At 62.3% G+C, this 15,606-nt stretch carries 16 protein-coding genes; 4 read left to right on the top strand and 12 right to left on the bottom strand.

The genetic code is table 11. The features are described 5' to 3' along the window. Window positions 1-153: 153 nt before the first annotated feature. A complete protein-coding gene (locus M1D88_RS09300; RefSeq protein WP_458114224.1) occupies window positions 154-1,080 on the top strand; it encodes a LysR family transcriptional regulator in 927 nt (308 codons plus the stop codon). A gap of 120 nt (window positions 1,081-1,200) precedes the next feature. Here the strand turns inward: M1D88_RS09300 and M1D88_RS09295 are convergent, their stop codons facing one another. From M1D88_RS09295 to M1D88_RS09285, 3 genes are all read right to left on the bottom strand, one after another. Beyond that, entirely contained in the window at window positions 1,201-2,184 is a 984-nt protein-coding gene (locus M1D88_RS09295; protein ID WP_458114483.1) for a substrate-binding domain-containing protein, read from the bottom strand. A 94-nt stretch (window positions 2,185-2,278) separates the two neighbouring features. Then, the gene (locus tag M1D88_RS09290; protein ID WP_458114223.1) at window positions 2,279-3,277 is read right to left on the bottom strand and encodes a sugar phosphate isomerase/epimerase family protein; all 999 of its coding nucleotides are present in this window, start codon (window positions 3,275-3,277) and stop codon (window positions 2,279-2,281) included. Beyond that, window positions 3,274-4,455 carry a Gfo/Idh/MocA family protein gene (locus tag M1D88_RS09285; protein WP_458114222.1) on the bottom strand — a complete coding sequence of 394 codons (1,182 nt, stop codon included), beginning with the start codon at window positions 4,453-4,455 and terminating at the stop codon, window positions 3,274-3,276. Before M1D88_RS09285 ends, M1D88_RS09290 begins: the two co-directional genes overlap by 4 nt. A 201-nt stretch (window positions 4,456-4,656) precedes the next feature. Between M1D88_RS09285 and M1D88_RS09280 the strand changes: the two genes are divergently transcribed. From M1D88_RS09280 to M1D88_RS09270, 3 genes are all read left to right on the top strand, one after another. Beyond that, on the top strand, window positions 4,657-5,637 hold the full coding sequence (locus tag M1D88_RS09280; protein WP_458114221.1) for a LacI family DNA-binding transcriptional regulator: 981 nt from the start codon (window positions 4,657-4,659) through the stop codon (window positions 5,635-5,637). Window positions 5,638-5,761: 124 nt separating this feature from the next. After that, entirely contained in the window at window positions 5,762-5,905 is a 144-nt protein-coding gene (locus tag M1D88_RS09275) for a hypothetical protein (protein WP_458114220.1), read from the top strand. An 84-nt stretch (window positions 5,906-5,989) separates the two neighbouring features. After that, window positions 5,990-6,151, top strand: coding sequence for a hypothetical protein (locus M1D88_RS09270; protein WP_458114219.1), 162 nt, complete (start codon window positions 5,990-5,992; stop codon window positions 6,149-6,151). A 4-nt stretch (window positions 6,152-6,155) separates the two neighbouring features. Here the strand turns inward: M1D88_RS09270 and M1D88_RS09265 are convergent, their stop codons facing one another. From M1D88_RS09265 to M1D88_RS09225, 9 genes are all read right to left on the bottom strand, one after another. Next, complete coding sequence (locus M1D88_RS09265; RefSeq protein WP_458114218.1) at window positions 6,156-8,459, bottom strand: SulP family inorganic anion transporter; 2,304 nt, start codon at window positions 8,457-8,459, stop codon at window positions 6,156-6,158. Window positions 8,460-8,692: 233 nt separating this feature from the next. Further along, window positions 8,693-9,367 (bottom strand): DUF6766 family protein, encoded by a 675-nt coding sequence (locus tag M1D88_RS09260; RefSeq protein WP_458114217.1) that lies wholly within the window; start codon window positions 9,365-9,367, stop codon window positions 8,693-8,695. A gap of 95 nt (window positions 9,368-9,462) precedes the next feature. Then, entirely contained in the window at window positions 9,463-9,894 is a 432-nt protein-coding gene (locus tag M1D88_RS09255; RefSeq protein WP_458114216.1) for a hypothetical protein, read from the bottom strand. A 138-nt stretch (window positions 9,895-10,032) separates the two neighbouring features. Then, the gene (locus M1D88_RS09250; protein ID WP_458114215.1) at window positions 10,033-10,464 is read right to left on the bottom strand and encodes a hypothetical protein; all 432 of its coding nucleotides are present in this window, start codon (window positions 10,462-10,464) and stop codon (window positions 10,033-10,035) included. Between the two features lie 365 nt (window positions 10,465-10,829). Next, window positions 10,830-11,621 (bottom strand): PIG-L deacetylase family protein, encoded by a 792-nt coding sequence (locus M1D88_RS09245; protein ID WP_458114214.1) that lies wholly within the window; start codon window positions 11,619-11,621, stop codon window positions 10,830-10,832. 115 nt (window positions 11,622-11,736) lie between these two features. Beyond that, window positions 11,737-12,123 (bottom strand): VOC family protein, encoded by a 387-nt coding sequence (locus tag M1D88_RS09240; protein WP_458114213.1) that lies wholly within the window; start codon window positions 12,121-12,123, stop codon window positions 11,737-11,739. A gap of 21 nt (window positions 12,124-12,144) precedes the next feature. Then, window positions 12,145-12,960, bottom strand: coding sequence for a hypothetical protein (locus tag M1D88_RS09235; protein ID WP_458114212.1), 816 nt, complete (start codon window positions 12,958-12,960; stop codon window positions 12,145-12,147). Window positions 12,961-13,188: 228 nt separating this feature from the next. After that, window positions 13,189-14,037: a pyridoxal 5'-phosphate synthase lyase subunit PdxS gene (gene pdxS, locus M1D88_RS09230; protein ID WP_458114482.1), complete on the bottom strand. Its 849-nt coding sequence runs from the start codon at window positions 14,035-14,037 to the stop codon at window positions 13,189-13,191. Window positions 14,038-14,236: 199 nt separating this feature from the next. Then, entirely contained in the window at window positions 14,237-15,598 is a 1,362-nt protein-coding gene (locus M1D88_RS09225) for an aspartate aminotransferase family protein (protein ID WP_458114211.1), read from the bottom strand. Window positions 15,599-15,606: the final 8 nt, after the last annotated feature.

Here is a 15,606-nt window from a genome sequence, read left to right as displayed (position 1 = left end):
TCCCGGGAGGCGTGGATAAGCGGGCGATGCGTTGCGACCACGGCTTGCGTCGGTGCAAGCGGCGTTGTCGAAAACCTTGTATTCACGAGATTAGGGCCGATCGATCTGCAGCAAAAGCGCAACATTTGGCTGATAACCGTGCACAATAGTTGCATGATCGATCCAAGGCTCATCACACTCCGGGTGTTTGCCCGATCCGGCACCATAGGCGCAACCGCGGAGCTCACAGGTTATTCTCCTTCCGCCGTCTCAGCGCAATTGCGGGAGCTACAGCGCGTGCTTGGATTGCAGCTGCTGACGAAGGACGGCAGGGGTGTGCGGCTGACCACCACGGGCCGCTTTCTCGTGGAGGGCTCGGACACCCTCATTGCCGAATGGGAGAGCCTGCGCGCTGCTGCGATGGAGGCCGGCGACCAGGTGCAGTCCCGTTTCGGTCTTGGTGGATTCTCCACGGCGGCCGCCCAGTTGCTCGCGCCACTGGCGGCCACCCTGCGCTCAACGCGCCCCCTGCTGGAGGTGCAGGTACTCGAGGCAAATCCGGCCCGCTGCTTCGACTTGTTGGTTGCCGAGCGAATCGACCTCGCGGTCATCGTCGCCATGCAGTCCGACACCTATGTTGAGGACGATCCGCGCTTCGAGCAGACCGTTCTGCTCGACGATCCGCTTGACGTGATCATCCCCTCCGACCATCCGTTGGCATCGCGGGAATCGGTGACGCTCGAAGAGTTGGCGTCGGAACCCTGGATCACCGAGGCCGCCGGTTCCACCTACCATTCCCTGTTCACCGCGGCGTTCACGGCCGTCGGGGTGACGCCGCGGATTGCCCATGAGGCCGTTGAATGGGAAACCCAGATCGCCTTCGTTGGTGCAGGGCTGGGGGTGGGCCTGCTGCCGCGATTGGCACCCCTGCGTGGTGCCGAAAACGTGGTTCGACTGCGCATTACTGGCAAGGGGAAGCCTGCGCGCCGAATTGTCGCTGCGGTGCGCAGGGGCAGCATCGCATCCCCCCTGATCCAGGAGTCGCTCGGCATCCTGCAGCTCAGGGCTGATCGGATCCTCGCCGCCAGACCCGAAGATTGAACTTTGAAATCGCATGGTCAAGATTCGTCGCCGACGGGCCAGCGAATCACTGCTGCCGGACGACTGTCACACAAAGGAGCAGTTCCGGGCGATGATCATCGCCCGGAACCGCTGGGGGATTTAGCGGATGCCTTCTTTGCCGAAGGCGATGACGTCCTTGGCGTTGGTCTTGTCAATGATGCTCGGTCCTGTCAGGACCGCAGCGCCGCCGCCGATCTTAAAGCCGCCGCGTTTGTTCTGCCAGAGGGCATCCACAGCACCGTAGCCCTGAAGCCATGGCTGCTGGTCTACTCCGAAGAGAAGCTTGTCATCAAGAATGGCCTGGGCGAGGTCGGCGCTGATATCCACTGAGGCAACTTTGACTTTGTTGCCGGTGGATTCAACCACACGCATGGAGGTCACGGTGAAGGGTGCGCCAAGGGCGACGACGACGTCGGCGCTCGAGGTTGCCTGGATTTTCGCCGTGAGGGTGGATTCCACCTGGGTCATGTCCGTTCCCTGCACATAGAGGTTCTCGGTGGCGGGGAGCTTCTCCTTGATACCGGCACATCGGTCTTCCAAGCCCACGTTGCCTTGCTCGTGGACCATGCAGACCGGGTGCTGGATCCCCTCGGCGGCGAGACGTTCCCCAACAGCGCGTCCTGCCTGCTTCTCGTCGGAACCGAAGTGTGTAAAAGCGCCGACCTCGGCGAAAACATCCGCCCCGGAGTTGATGCTGACCACGGGGATGCCTGCTTCCTGGGCTTTCTTGAGGACGTCGCGCAAAGCATCGGGCTTCGCGAGCGTTACGGCTATGCCGGCAACTTTCTGGTCGATGGCCTGCTGGACGAGTTGGGCCTGCTTGCCACCTTCCGGATCGGCGGTGTAAAGCAGCTCCACATTGTCCTTTGCAGCGGCTTCCTCTGCACCTTTCCGGACGACGTCCCAGAACGTGTCACCTGGACCGGCATGGGTAATGAAAGCAACTTTGATACGTTCCGTGGAGGCCACTTGCCCGCCTCCTGAAGCGCCGCTCTCGACCGGGCGGCCACCGGTTCCCGAACAGGCACCCAGTAACAGTGTGGCGGCGGCCAGCACTGATATGGCTCCCAGTTTCTGTTTCATGATTTTCACAACGAACTCCTTTGTTGGTGTGCACTTTTTGTTTGGTTAGGCGAGCCCGCCAAGGAAGGGAGCCCCGGCCCAGGCGGCACCCAGGTCACATGGACAGGACGGTGGCGCGGGCCCGGTTCAGCGTTGCGGCCGCGAATTCCAAGCCTTCAACGCGGCCCAGCTCGGCATCCTCATGTTCGATGTTGACTGCCATGTCGGGGTCAATTTCCTGGAGGACGGCCAGGAAGTTGGACCAGAATTCCACGGGGTGTCCTTTTCCGACGGAGACGAAGTCCCAGCTGGAATTCCGGGGCCACTCATTGACGAAGTACCGGCCGCCGATGTTCATGCGTTCTTCTTGGGCCCCAAGCCTGCGAAACCGGTCATCCAGTACCCCGTTGATGGCGCAGGCAGGATTGATGCGGGTGTCCTTTGCGGCAGCGTGGAAGACCACATCCCCCAAGGCGCGGGTTGCTGCGATGGGGTCGATGCCTTGCCAGAACAGGTGGCTGGGGTCCATCTCCGCTCCGACATGTGTTGCGTCCGTGCGTTCGATAAGGCGCAGCAGGGTCGCGGGATTGAACACAATGTTGTGCGGGTGCATTTCGATGGCGACCTTAACGTCCGCCTGAGCTGCCCTGGCGTCAATGTCCCGCCAATAGGGGACCGCGAGGTCCCATTGGTAGTCAAGGATGTCCAGATAGGCGCTGTCCCACGGATTGACTGCCCAGTTGGGGGCCGTCGCGCCAGGATGGCCGCCGGGTAACCCGGACATTGCGACGACGCGCTTCACTCCGAGGAGGCCGGCCAAGTCGATTGAACGCTTGAGGTCCTCGGAGTGCTTGTGCTGCACAGCGGGGTCCGGGTGCAGGGGGTTCCCGTTGACGTTAAAGCCGGTCAGCTCAACTCCGGCGGCAACAAACAGGTCCAGGTAACGGGCGCGGGCTGCTGCTGACGCCAGGAGCTCATCGACCGGCAGGTGCGGGGTTCCAATGAATCCACCCGAGTTGATTTCGGCTCCCTCCAGACCCACTGCGGAGATGGTTTCCAAGGCCGACGACAGATCCCGGTCGTGAAGGATCGCGGTGTAGACGCCCAGCTTCATGAGAGCACCACTGTCTTTCCTCCGGCGTTGGCCGACTCAACCACACCGGCGAGGACCTGCATATTGTGGAGCCCCTCATTGAAGCTGGCGCACCGCGGCAGCGATTCGTCTTCGCTGAAGCCGGCGACTTCGTCAAGAAACGCCCGGGCCTGGAACGCGAAGGAATCGTTTACGCCGAAGCCCACGCCCGGTGTGTCCATCGCCAGTCCGCCCGAGATGTACGGATGTTCAGGTCCGAGAAGAACGTGGCGGAATCCGTTATCAGGCCCTGCCGTTGTGGAGTCAGCCAGCAGAAATTCACCGGTCCTGCGCTGGTCGAAGCTGGCCGAGCCGTTTTCGCAGAAGACCTCGAAGGTCAGGGTGTTCGGGTGGCCGTAAGCCACCCGTGAAACGTCGATGGTCGCCGGGGCTGACTCGAGCTGTAGGGAGAAGTTCGCATGGTCCTCGTTGCCGACGTCGCCCCTTTCAGCACTGACATCCTTGTTGCCATGGCCGCTGGCATTTCCCCGCGGAAACGGTCTGGTGGCAATTACGGTGGACAGACGCCCGCCCTGGACACTGAGGGCCGGGCCGCCAAGGAATTCGGCGACATCGGTGATGTGGCTTCCGATGTCCGCCAGTGCACCGCTGCCCGGTGCCCCTGTGAAGCGCCAGCTCAGGGCGACCGCGGGATCTGCTGCATAGTCTGTCCAGTACCTGCCGCTGAAATGCAGGACCCTGCCGAGGCTGCCTGAATCAATGAGCCCCTTGATGGCGTTGATTGCCGGGGTTCGCCGGTAGGTGAATCCCAACCGGGCCACCCTTCCTGACTGCTGAGCCGCTGTGGCCATTGCCCGTGCGTCGGCTTCCGTATCCGCGAGCGGCTTCTCGCAGAGCACGTGCTTGCCTGCGGCCAGCAGTCCCTCCACGATCGGTCTGTGGAGGTGATTGGCGACGACGACACTCACCGCATGAATGGAAGGGTCCTCTGCGATGGCTTCCCAGGAGGTTTCGGCGCGGGAGTATCCGAACCTTCGGGCGGCAAGCTGAGCAGCTTCAGGGTTGACGTCGGCGATGGCGATCCGGCGGATCGGTGGGAGCGAAGGGGCATAAAGCGCTGGGGCAGTTGCGTAGGCCTGGGCATGCGCCCGGCCAGCCATACCGGCACCAATAACGGCCACGCCAATCTCTTGAATCATGGTGGAACTCCTGTCACAGTATGATGTGGCTCCTACTTGGAGCGCTCCAAGTGAAAGGTAATCTGGGGAATGAATGTTTGTCAATACAAAGTGGCGGGTAGTCTGGCTATCAAATGATCCAGACGAATTCACAGGGGGAGGGGAGCCGCCATCGAAACCAGGAACAACAGGCAGCGGCCAGCGAAGGTCACCATCAACGATGTGGCGGAACGGGCAAAGGTCTCCAGGTCCCTGGTGTCACTGGTGCTTCAGGACTCCCCCCAAGTCCGCGCCGAAAAGCGGGACGCTGTGTTAGCAGCCATCAAGGAACTTGGATATCTGCCTAGCGCTGCTGCCCGTTCCCTTGCCGGTGGGCGGACGGGCATCATCGGGCTGTTGGTCGACGATCTCTCCAACCCCTGGTATGTGGACCTGGCGAGGGGACTGAGGGAAGGGCTGAAGGAAGAGCATCTCCGGATGATCGTCGGGGATCCGCACTTCTTCACATTCCCGGGAGAGAGCCGGATCAGTCCCTTCCTGCAATTGCGTGTGGACGCGTTGGTCATAGCCGGAGACGTCGACGAGGCAGATCTGCTTGAAAAGGCAGCCAAGAGTATTCCAACAGTGGTGCTTGGCTCGCCATCGCGATCCATGTCTCACGCGGATTTGGTGGTCAATGACGACCACCTGGGAGCCAGGCTCGCCGTCGAACACCTTATTGACCTTGGCCACCGCAGAATCGCGCATATCTACGGAACCAGAAGCGAAGCCGCGCAACGCCGCAACGAGGGTTACCGGCAGGCTATGGCCGGCCACGGGCTGGCGGACCACATCATGATCGCCGCGGCCGAAGAAATGACCGAGCACAGCGGAGCCGCGGCCTGCCTGGAACTGATGAAACGGCCTGACCGGCCCACTGCCATCTTTGCTGCAAACGACATGATGGCCGTTGGCGCCCTTACTGCAGCCGATAGCCTCGGCCTTCCTGTTCCGCAAAGGGTCTCGATCGTGGGGTACGACAACACCTCGATCGCCAGCATCGGTCGCATCGCACTTACCACCATTGACAACGTCAGCTACGAAATCGGGCGCCGCGGAGCTGAGCGGCTCAAGCTCAGGATGCAAGGCGGAACAGCCGCTCCGGTCACGGAAATCCTGCCACCCCGGCTTGTACTGCGCCACAGCACAAGCCGGCCCCTGTAATTGCTGGAGACCGCGAGATATCGAAGCGCCAGGCCGTCAAGTGCGGCCAACAGCGTCCGTGCCAGTAGCTGCACGTTGGCACTCACCCCCGCTTCCGTACCGTAACTTCTGAGACGATCTACAGGTGACCAGAGAAGACACTCGCTCTGTTATCGCCGCCGGGCGTCGTCATTCTGTTGGGGTGACGGCGGATGGACTGGTGCTGACTGCGGGCATTTCTGAAGCGGGGAGTGCCGGGTCGACGGGTGGAGCGGCATCGTCGCAGTAGCAGTCGGAAACGTCCATACGCATCGAACACTGGCCGATCACACACCGTGGGACTGCGCGCAGACGATACCGTCCTCGCAGCCCGTTGGAACAGCGACGGGAGTGCGACGTCTCGTCGTGGAGTGACGTCGTCGCCGTCGCTGCCGGCTCCACCCACACGCTCGGACTTCGCGCGGATGGGCCCGTCTTGGCAGCCGGCAACAACGACGACGGTCAGTGTGGCACCGCGAACTGGCACATCACGTGAGGGCCTAGCGAACCGCCATGCTTGGATCCAGTTGCTCGATGCCCTGCGGAGTCACCAAGACTACGCGCGCCGTAGGGATGTCGTAGAACAGACCTGTGGCTTGCAGATCACCAGAAGCCATGGCCGGACCGGTGACTGGGTGCTCTTCCAGCTTCCGGAGCTGAACCGCGACGTTCACCATGCTGAGCTGGTCGAGGCGGCTGTACCCCTGCGCCTCAGCAGCCACCGCCACAGGGTGACCGCCAAGGAGCTCACGATAGCTCGGCCGTGCGTGCTCCAGCCATGCATCAAAGCCGGCACCCAAAGCGGCTGTAGAAGCCCCCTCCGCGTCGGCAACAACAGCCTTCATGGCGCCACAGTTGGAGTGTCCACAGACCACGATCGAGTCAACGGACAACCCTTTGACGGCGAAGGACAATGCCGAATCAATCGAGGCATCCCGACCGTCACTACACACGACGTTCCCGATATTCCGGAGTGTCAGGAGGTCGCCGGGGCCGCTGCTGGTGATGAGGTTCGGATTGACCCTCGAGTCCACGCAGGCGACGAACAGTGTGTCCGGGTTCTGACCTTCAGTGAGGTCCTGCACCAGCGGGCGCACCTTGTCCGCGTGCCGGCGATGGTATTTATCGATGCCCAGGAGGATCGACCGCAGTGGCAGCGACGCGCCGTCGTCGTGCCCCGCTTGATGAGCAGCGCCCGGCCGTGCCGGCTGCCAGGAAGTCCGGGGCGGCAGCGGGAACTCCCGGGGGTCCTGCCGCTGGGGAGTGTTGTCCGCGGCATCGCGGAACGCGGTGGTGCCGTGCTCCTCGAGAGTTACGGAAGCTCCGGTATTCCGATGCTGCATCTGCCAGGCAACCAAGGCCTCACGGAAGGCGTGGTCGAGGTAGTCGGCATTGAGCTCGACGACCGCATCCTCGCCTGCGGGCACAGAATGGAGTACGCGATTGAGTCGCGGCAGGGCGAAGAAGCTGCAGGACCCTGCGATGGTGACGCGCCACGGCAGGGAGCCGGCTGAGGGTGCGTGTGCGTGGATCTGCGCCCGGAGCACGCGCCACAGCACGCAGAGAGCTGCGAGGGCCAGCCCGATGATGACGCCTTCGAGCAGATTGAGTATGACGACGCAAGCCAGGGTGACTACGTAGACGAGAAGGTCACCGGTGCGCAGGCTTGTTTTTATGTCGGCGACCTTGATGAGCTTCGCACCGATGACCAGCAACAGGCCCGCCAGCACTGACAGCGGAATCAACTGGATAAGGCCGGCGAACAGGGCAGAGAACACGAGAACCCAGACGCCGTGCAGTATGGCCGATACCCGGCTCTTGGCGCCGGCCTCAACATTGGTGGCGCTGCGGACAATCACACCGGTAACCGGGAGGCCGCCGAGCATACCGGAAACCAGGTTGGCGGAGCCTTGCCCCACGAGCTCGCGGTTAAGGTTGGTGCGCGCGCCGGCATGCATCTTGTCCACGGCAACTGCGGACAGCAGGGATTCGATGCTCGCGATCAGGGCCACGGTAATGACGGCCATGGCGGCGGCACGCCAGTTACCGTCTGGCAAGCTGGGCAAGGCAACTGCGTCGAACAGCGAACCGCTGAAGCTGATGCGCTCGACGTTGGGTGCCACCGGCACGGACAGTGCAGTGACCACGACGACGGCTGCCAGGGGTCCGGGGATCCTATGCACCGCGGCTGGCAGGTACTTCCAGCCGAGGAGGACGGCCACAACCGCCAAACCGAGCAGTGCAGAATGCAGCTCCACGTTGATGACGGCTGCTGGCAGGCCAGTCAGGTTCTCTACGGCGGAACCAGCAGCATGGCCGCCGAGCAGTACGTGAATCTGCTGCAGGATGATCGTGATGCCAATACCGGCGAGCATGGCTTTGACCACCACGGGCGATACTGCCAGTGCGGCCCGCCCAACGCGGCTGATGCCCAGCAACAACTGCACGACCCCGGCTCCAGCGGTGATCGCGCAGGTCACTTGCCAGCCGAACTCGTCAACCAGACCGGCAACGACGACGGTGAGGCCGGCAGCCGGGCCGCTCACCTGCAATGGGGAGCCACCCAGGCTGCCCGCGACAAGTCCGCCGATGGCTGCTGCGATGAGCCCCGCCATGATCGGTGCTCCGGAAGCAGCGGCAATACCGAGCGAGAGGGGGAGCGCGACAAGGAAGACCACCAGGGATGCGGGGAGGTCGGCCCCGAGATTGCTAAGAAGGCTGGCCTTGCCTTGCCTGGTTGCCTTCTTGCCGGGCGGGCTGTGAGCGTCGTTGGGGACGGCGGCGGAATCTGACGAATGTGGCATTAGGTCTCCTTGGCTCGCGAATGATGACTCCTCCAGCCTAGAAAACCTGTCACGTGAGGTGACAAGGCGATGTGACCGGTGTGACAGGATTTGTGAGCAAGGGCCGTCATCTGGGGAACAATAGGAACCTTTTAGGGGTGCTGTGCGTTGGACGCTCTCGTCCGGTAACCCTCATCGAAGGTAGCGACGCAGATGACATGCCAAGGCTGTGGGTAGCCGTGGCGTTTCCAAGTTCAGCCGGTTGAGGCGGTATCGTCGTGGGCCGCTCCGACAGGTTTGGACTCCGGTGAGCCGCGTTGGCGAAGATATATCGAGAGCACCACCATGGACCCCACGGCAAGGAATTCGGACTGCCAGTTCTGCAGGGTTCTGTTCCAGAATTCCGGAGAGGCAATGTATTCGCTCCAGGGAACGGGGTCCTGGAAGTTGGCCAGCTGTTCTTCGTTGTAGGCGCTGTTCCCGGTAAGGGACTGGACCAGCCAGGACAGGACGAAAATCACGCCCATGGTCAGGCCGAGTGAGTTCGCGAAGAGTACTTGGCGCCAGCCATTGATCCTGGCCCAGGCCGGTGACTTCTCGTTGCTGTGCTCGCCGACGAGTTGATCTTCATCTGATTCAGGGCCGGTCTGGTCCAGTTCTTTTGATTCGGGCGATCCTTTTTGGACCAGCCAGATGGTGGCCATGATGTACAGCAGGAACTGCAGGTACTCGGACTGCCAGTTCTCGGAGACATCCACTGCAAAGCTCGATGAGGTCAGGTATTGGGCGAGGCTGATTTCCTCGAGCCCGGCGGATATCTGCTCTTCGTTGAACAGCAAGTGACCGGACAGGCCTTGTCCGAGCAGGGCCAGCAGGAAGATCACTCCGAAGAAGAGGCTCAAGCCGTTGTTTCTGATAGCTGTTTTCACGTTCTTCCCCTATCCGTGGGCAAGCCCGACGGCGGCCATGTAAACCAGCCCGCCCAGTATCAGGATCAGGTAAAGCGCAAAGCTCCAGCGCATGCCTACTCGCCTCCTACTTCGCACTTGTATGGCTGTTCTCCTTGGGGCGTGCAGCCGGCGCCAGTGATTTTCCAGCCGGAGCCCGAGGAATTGAGGAACACGGCATCATTTTCGAACTCGACGATTGCGTTCCGCCCATAGATTTCAGTCCGCACCGGTGCTCCGGCGTCGTCCAAATCCAAGGATTTCAGTTGCTCCTCACATGTGCTTTCCCCGCCCGCTTTCTCCAGGGTCTCCCGCCCCAACATCGAGCAAGCGGCGGCCGTGTTTCCGGAAGTGATTTCCTCGCGGAACGACGAGGCCGCCTCGGCGGCTCCGCTTCCCTCGGGTGCGCAACCCAGGATGGACAGCAACGCCAGCACCAGCACTCCACCCACTGTCCCGTTGATTCCTGGTGCCCTCTTTGACCGGGACACCGGTAGCATCTCGCTCACACATCCTCCTGACAGTGGCCGTAACTGTTCCTAAAGGAGAAGTACCCAAAAACGGGCATTTTCCTCACGACGGCGGGATCCGCCGTCGTGAGGTGCCGTTTTCTGCCGGCCCGAAGGTCAGGGCGTTTTAGCGGAGCATCATTCGGGCAGTTCCATTTGGAAGCCGCAGGCGCATCTGAGAACGCGGGTGGAGAGGTAGACGTCCAGGGCGTCAGCGGCAGCGCCTTCTGTGGATAAGGGAGCAGACAGTCTGCGCAGTTCCGAGCCTGCCTTTTCCATTGGTTGTCCGCAATGCATGTAATGGCCGCCGAATATGAGCACTTCACCTGTCTGATCAGTGTTGGCCAGGACCAAGGACACGTCGGCAACCCCGGCAGGGTGTTCGTCGAAGCGTCCGCATCGGCTGCACGTGTAGGACACCATGACCACATCGGCAGGATGATCAGGAAAATGCGTGACCGCTGAGATGCTGAGACGGCGATCGGTGCCGCAGTTGAAGCACATCACGGGCAGCACGCGGGGCGGTTGGCCGGCGCCGTCACTGCGGAAGCCCGGTGATCCAAGTGACATGATCATGCCCCCAGGGGGAATTCCGTGTGGGGAGCGGGGGAGGTGGCGTCGTGAAGGAACTTCTGGAAACGGGAGGTCGCCATGTCAGGCTCTTTCCTGGGGTGCACGATGGGCCGCCGTGAGGCTACAGCAGCGCTACCTCCAGGCGGTGCACAACGCCGGGAGTGGTTCCTCTGCGGAAGAACGCTGACACGCAGGAGGCCTACATCGAAAATACCCCGTGTGGGCCCGTGCTGTATAGAGCGGTCCGGGCCGGTAGATCACCGCCTGAGTTCATCTCGTCACAACGGTGGTGGGGGCCGGTGGTGGGGGAGGTCGGTTCCGGGACCGCCGTTAAGTGCTTCGGCCAGGAAGGTTGAGACGAGTCAGAGCCCCTCAAAAAGGTCTGACAGCAATGGACTGCCGGGCGGCCTCGGAGGCCACGCCATGACCGAGGATTCCCTGGATACGATTCTGGCCCACCGGCGCTCGTTCACCCCGGGGTCCACGATGACGTGCCGCTGGGATTTGTGCTCTAGCAGGCCGGCGACTATCCGGTGCGCTACGTGGCTCGTGTCCACGTCAATATCGATCAGTTCATCAGGCACCGGACGCAGATGATACTCGCGGGCAGGGTCCCAAGGCTCCAGGCCCTGTTGTTGTCGCGTCCGGTTCCAGCGTTCGAAGGTTGACGCGCGCAAGGCCCCATGGACGAGTCGTTTCAGACCAGGGCCCGGCACCTGTCGCGCCCGTGTGAAGGCTTCATCTGTAGCCCTGCCGACGGCGATATGGTCCCGGTGTCCGGTGATTCCGTCGGGCCCAAAAGTCACCACTACCTGTGGGCGTTCCTGCAGGAGGATCGCCAGAATCCTCCGTACCAGCTCCTCGAAACCCACTTCCGCCACATGCCCGTCCGCGTAGTCCAGCCATTCGTGCCGGTCCGGAATTGTGCCGTGGGCCCGCCAGGCATTGACGCTTTCCTTCCGGCGCCACGCACCTAGCTCGTGAGGCGTGGTTGGGACGCCCTCGGCGATCTGCCCGGCCCCACCGTCGGTCGCAAGAAGCAGACAGAACCGGAACCCCGGATCGTTCTCATGCATGGCAATCGAGCCCGCGCAACCGTAGGCATCGTCGTCCGGATGCGCAACCACAACTGCCAGCGAATGTGGTTCATCCATACGAGAGAGGCTAAACCTCTATGACTCAGAACAACAGGTCATTGGCCAATGGTGGGATTGAGGAAGGTTTACCCGAAGGAGACCGGCCATGGGTGACCCTTTGCGAAGCTGGGACTCACGTAGCACCCGATCCGTATGGCCGCGTGATCGCCTCAAGGAAATGACCGTCAGGATCCGCGAAGTAGACTCCACGTCCGCCGTCGTTGTGGTTGATCTGCTGTGGGCGGGACCGTCCCGGGTCTGCCCAGTAGGGGATGCCCTGGGTCTGGATCCTTGCGAAGAGTCCGTCGAAGTCCTCTTCGCTGACCAGGAAGGCGTAGTGCTGCGGAGTGATGGGCCGGTCCGCCGTGGCGAAATCGAGGGCCACGCCGTGGTCGAGGGGCACGGTCATAAATGACCACATTGCTTGGGATTTCGGCAGACCGAGCACGTTTGTGAGGAACTCCGCCGATCGGCGCTTGTCCGTTGCATAGACGATGGTGTGGTTGAAACTGACCGTCATGATGACCAACTTTGTGGATTGTCAGGCACTGTGGACCGGCAGCACCAGCATGTAACCGGTGGGTAGATTACTGCTCCAGCGTCGGGGCTCGCGGACGACGAATTGCGTGGCCAACTGCTCAGGAGTGAGCAGGGAGTTGGGTGCAGGGGAGGGTCCCCACGGATCGCCGCCGTACGGGTAGAGCGGATCCTGGACTCGGATGCCCGTGATGGCGAACTCCCGGAACTGGCCCGGATGGCCGAGTGACTCGAAACCGCTCATCACTGAGACATGGCGACCACGCCACAGGACCAGCCCGACCGGCCGGTCCGTCTCGACGATGGCGCGAGCAGCCGTCTGCAGTGCTTCCTTGTAGTCGGCGATGCTAACGACCGTGTACGGTCCCATTCCAACTTCGTTCAGCACCTGCGCCCAGCCCAGGGGGTTGGCGCCGTTGAACGAGTTGGACGACCGTGCCCGGGCCATCTCCCACAGCTCGCCCTGCTGAACGCTATCGGCCCATGTGCCGGCTCCCGTGTCGTCGATGAGGTTGTGCATCATCTGGATGCTCGCCGCCACACACCACTCAAAGGTGTACTGCGGCACGTAGTCCCCCTCCTGGTAGAGGTTGAGGGCGAACGGCTGGGGGGCCGGGGGCGGCGTGGGAACCAGTGTCGGGGTGGGGGAAGGAGGCGGGGGAGGAGCAGTCACGTTATCGACAGCGGCCGCCGGTGCCGAGGCGGTCTGGCTCGGTCGATCGGTGGCAGCCTCATCGAGGCTGACAGCCGGCACGCATGCCGAAAGGAGGGTGGCTGGGATGACGAACCACGCCAGAAGACGGAGCTGGGCACCGGTCATGATCAATCCAGTTTATCGCGGCGGGAAACCGTGGTGCAGGCCCAAGTTCCCCCTCCTCTACCTAGTGGGTTAACGGACGACGGCGGCCAGTCACCTTTGGTGACCGACCGCCGTCGTAAATTAAGTCTGGCGACAATGGCGCCTAACTCTCTCGGCTTAATAAGAGAGGGCGCAGAGGCTCAAGAAGCGGGGCGCCAAGCGCCACGCTGCTTGAGAAGCGCCCGAACGCTACCAGCCGCGTTCGGCGAGGCGGTGCGGCTGCGGGATCTCGTCCACGTTGATGCCGACCATTGCCTCGCCCAGGCCGCGGGAGGCCTTGGCGATGACGTCCGGGTCGTCGAAGAAGGTGGTGGCCTTCACGACGGCCGCGGCACGCTGGGCCGGGTTGCCGGACTTGAAGATACCCGAGCCGACGAACACGCCGTCGGCGCCAAGCTGCATCATCATGGCCGCGTCAGCGGGGGTGGCGATGCCACCGGCGGTGAACAGGACCACAGGAAGCTTGCCCGAAAGCGCTACTTCCTTGACCAGTTCGTACGGTGCCTGCAGTTCCTTGGCGGCCACGTACAGCTCATCCTCGGGCAGCGAGGAGAGCCGGCGGAGCTCGGCACGGATCTGGCGCATGTGGGTGGTGGCGTTGGAAACGTCGCCGGTGCCGGCCTCGCCCTTGGACCGGATCATCGCCGCGCCCTCGTTGATGCGCCGCAGCGCCTCACCGAGGTTGGTGGCACCACAGACGAAGGGAACAGTGAATTCCCACTTGTCGATGTGGTTGGTGTAGTCCGCCGGGGTCGGGACCTCGGACTCGTCAATGTAGTCCACTCCGAGGGACTGCAGGACCTGCGCCTCCACAAAGTGGCCGATGCGGGCCTTGGCCATGACCGGCACGGACACCGCTTCGATGATCTTGTCGATCATGTCAGGATCGGACATGCGGGACACGCCGCCCTGGGCACGGATATCGGCCGGAACGCGTTCCAGCGCCATAACTGCAACGGCACCGGCGTCTTCGGCGATGCGGGCCTGCTCGACGTTAACGACGTCCATAATGACGCCGCCCTTGAGCATCTCAGCCATACCGCGCTTGACGCGCTTGCTGCCCGTAGTGGAAAAGAAGGTGTTCAAGATTCTCCTTGTGGTGAACCAACAATCGTGGATGAAAAACAAGCCCGGCTTCGGTGGAGGGCAGCACTTGTTGAAAGAAGGGGTGCCTTCCAATTGGAGGGCACCCCTTCTGGGCTATCAAACTTTAGGCCTGAGCCCTGGGAGCCCGCCCCTAGCGCAGTGTTTTGAAGGCGCGTCCCAGTGCTTCGAGGAGGCGGTCGGCGTCGCTGCTGGAGAACGGCAGCGGGGGGCGGAGTTTCAGAACATTGCCTTGAGCGCCACAGGCGGAGATGAGGATCCGTTCTTCCCTGAGCTTATTCACGATCCCGGCGGCTGTATCGCCATCAGGGGTCAGCGTGGAGCGGTCGGTCACCATATCGACTCCTACGAATAAGCCGCTTCCGCGGACTTCGGCAACCTGGTCCAGACCCTGGGTGAGGTGCTTCAGTTCGGTAAGGATCTTTCCGCCGACCTTGAAGGAATTTTCTATCAGTGATTCCTCGCGGATCACGTCCAGTACGGCCTGGGCGGCGGCAATGGCTACGGAGTTTCCCCCGAAGGTGTTGAAGTAGCGGATGTTCTTGCCGAACTCTACGAGCAGTTCCGGTTTGAAGACCGCCGCAGCGACGGGGATTCCGTTACCCATGGGCTTGCCCATGGTCACGATATCCGGAACGATTCCGTGGCGCTGGAAGCCCCACCACTGCTCACCGGTGCGGCCGAAGCCTGGCTGGACTTCATCGGCGATGTACAGGCCGCCCGCAGCGTGTACTTCTTCGATGATGGGGCGGAGGAACCCTATCGGTCCCGCGAATATACCGTCGGAGGAGAAGATGCTGTCGGCGATGAAGGCCGCGAGTCCGATGCCGTGCCGGTGCAGGTCAGCGATGGCGGCGCGGACCTGGTTGCGGAGCTGGTCCTCCAGGGATCCTTGATCGGAGGAGAAGCGCAGGGCGTCCGGGGCGTCGATGACGCGGACGTTTGCGCCCAGGGGCACGCCTGCGCCCAGGGAGGGGGAGAATGATGCTACTTCGGCTGTCAGGCCGTGGTAGGCGCCGGAGGTCACGATGATGCCCTGGTTCCCGGTGGCGTATTTGGCCACGCGCATGGCGAGGTCATTGGCTTCGGAGCCGGTGCAGGTGAACATGACATGGCCAAGCTCGGCCGGGAACGTGGAGAGCAACTGCTCCGAGTAATCCAGGATCGATTCCTGGACGTAACGGGTGTTGGTGTTCAGTATCTGCATCTGTTCGTGGACGGCCGCTATGACCTTCGGGTGGGCGTGCCCGACCGAGGGAACGTTGTTGTAAACGTCGAGGTACTCGTTCCCGTCACGGTCAAACAGCGTGACGCCTTTGCCGCGGACGACTTCCAACGGGGTGTCATAGAAGAGCCGGTAGCCGGGTCCCAGGCTCTGGTCACGGCGTCGGATGTTCTTTTGCATCTGAGCCGGTAGTTCACCGAGGCGGTTGGGATCAAACCCGTTGACCATGGGTTTGGAGGGCTTGCGGATGATCTGGGAAGAGTTGTCCATGATTTCTC

Source organism: Arthrobacter sp. R1-13 (assembly GCF_054161475.1).
This window is presented reverse-complemented; position numbering and strand designations above follow the sequence as displayed.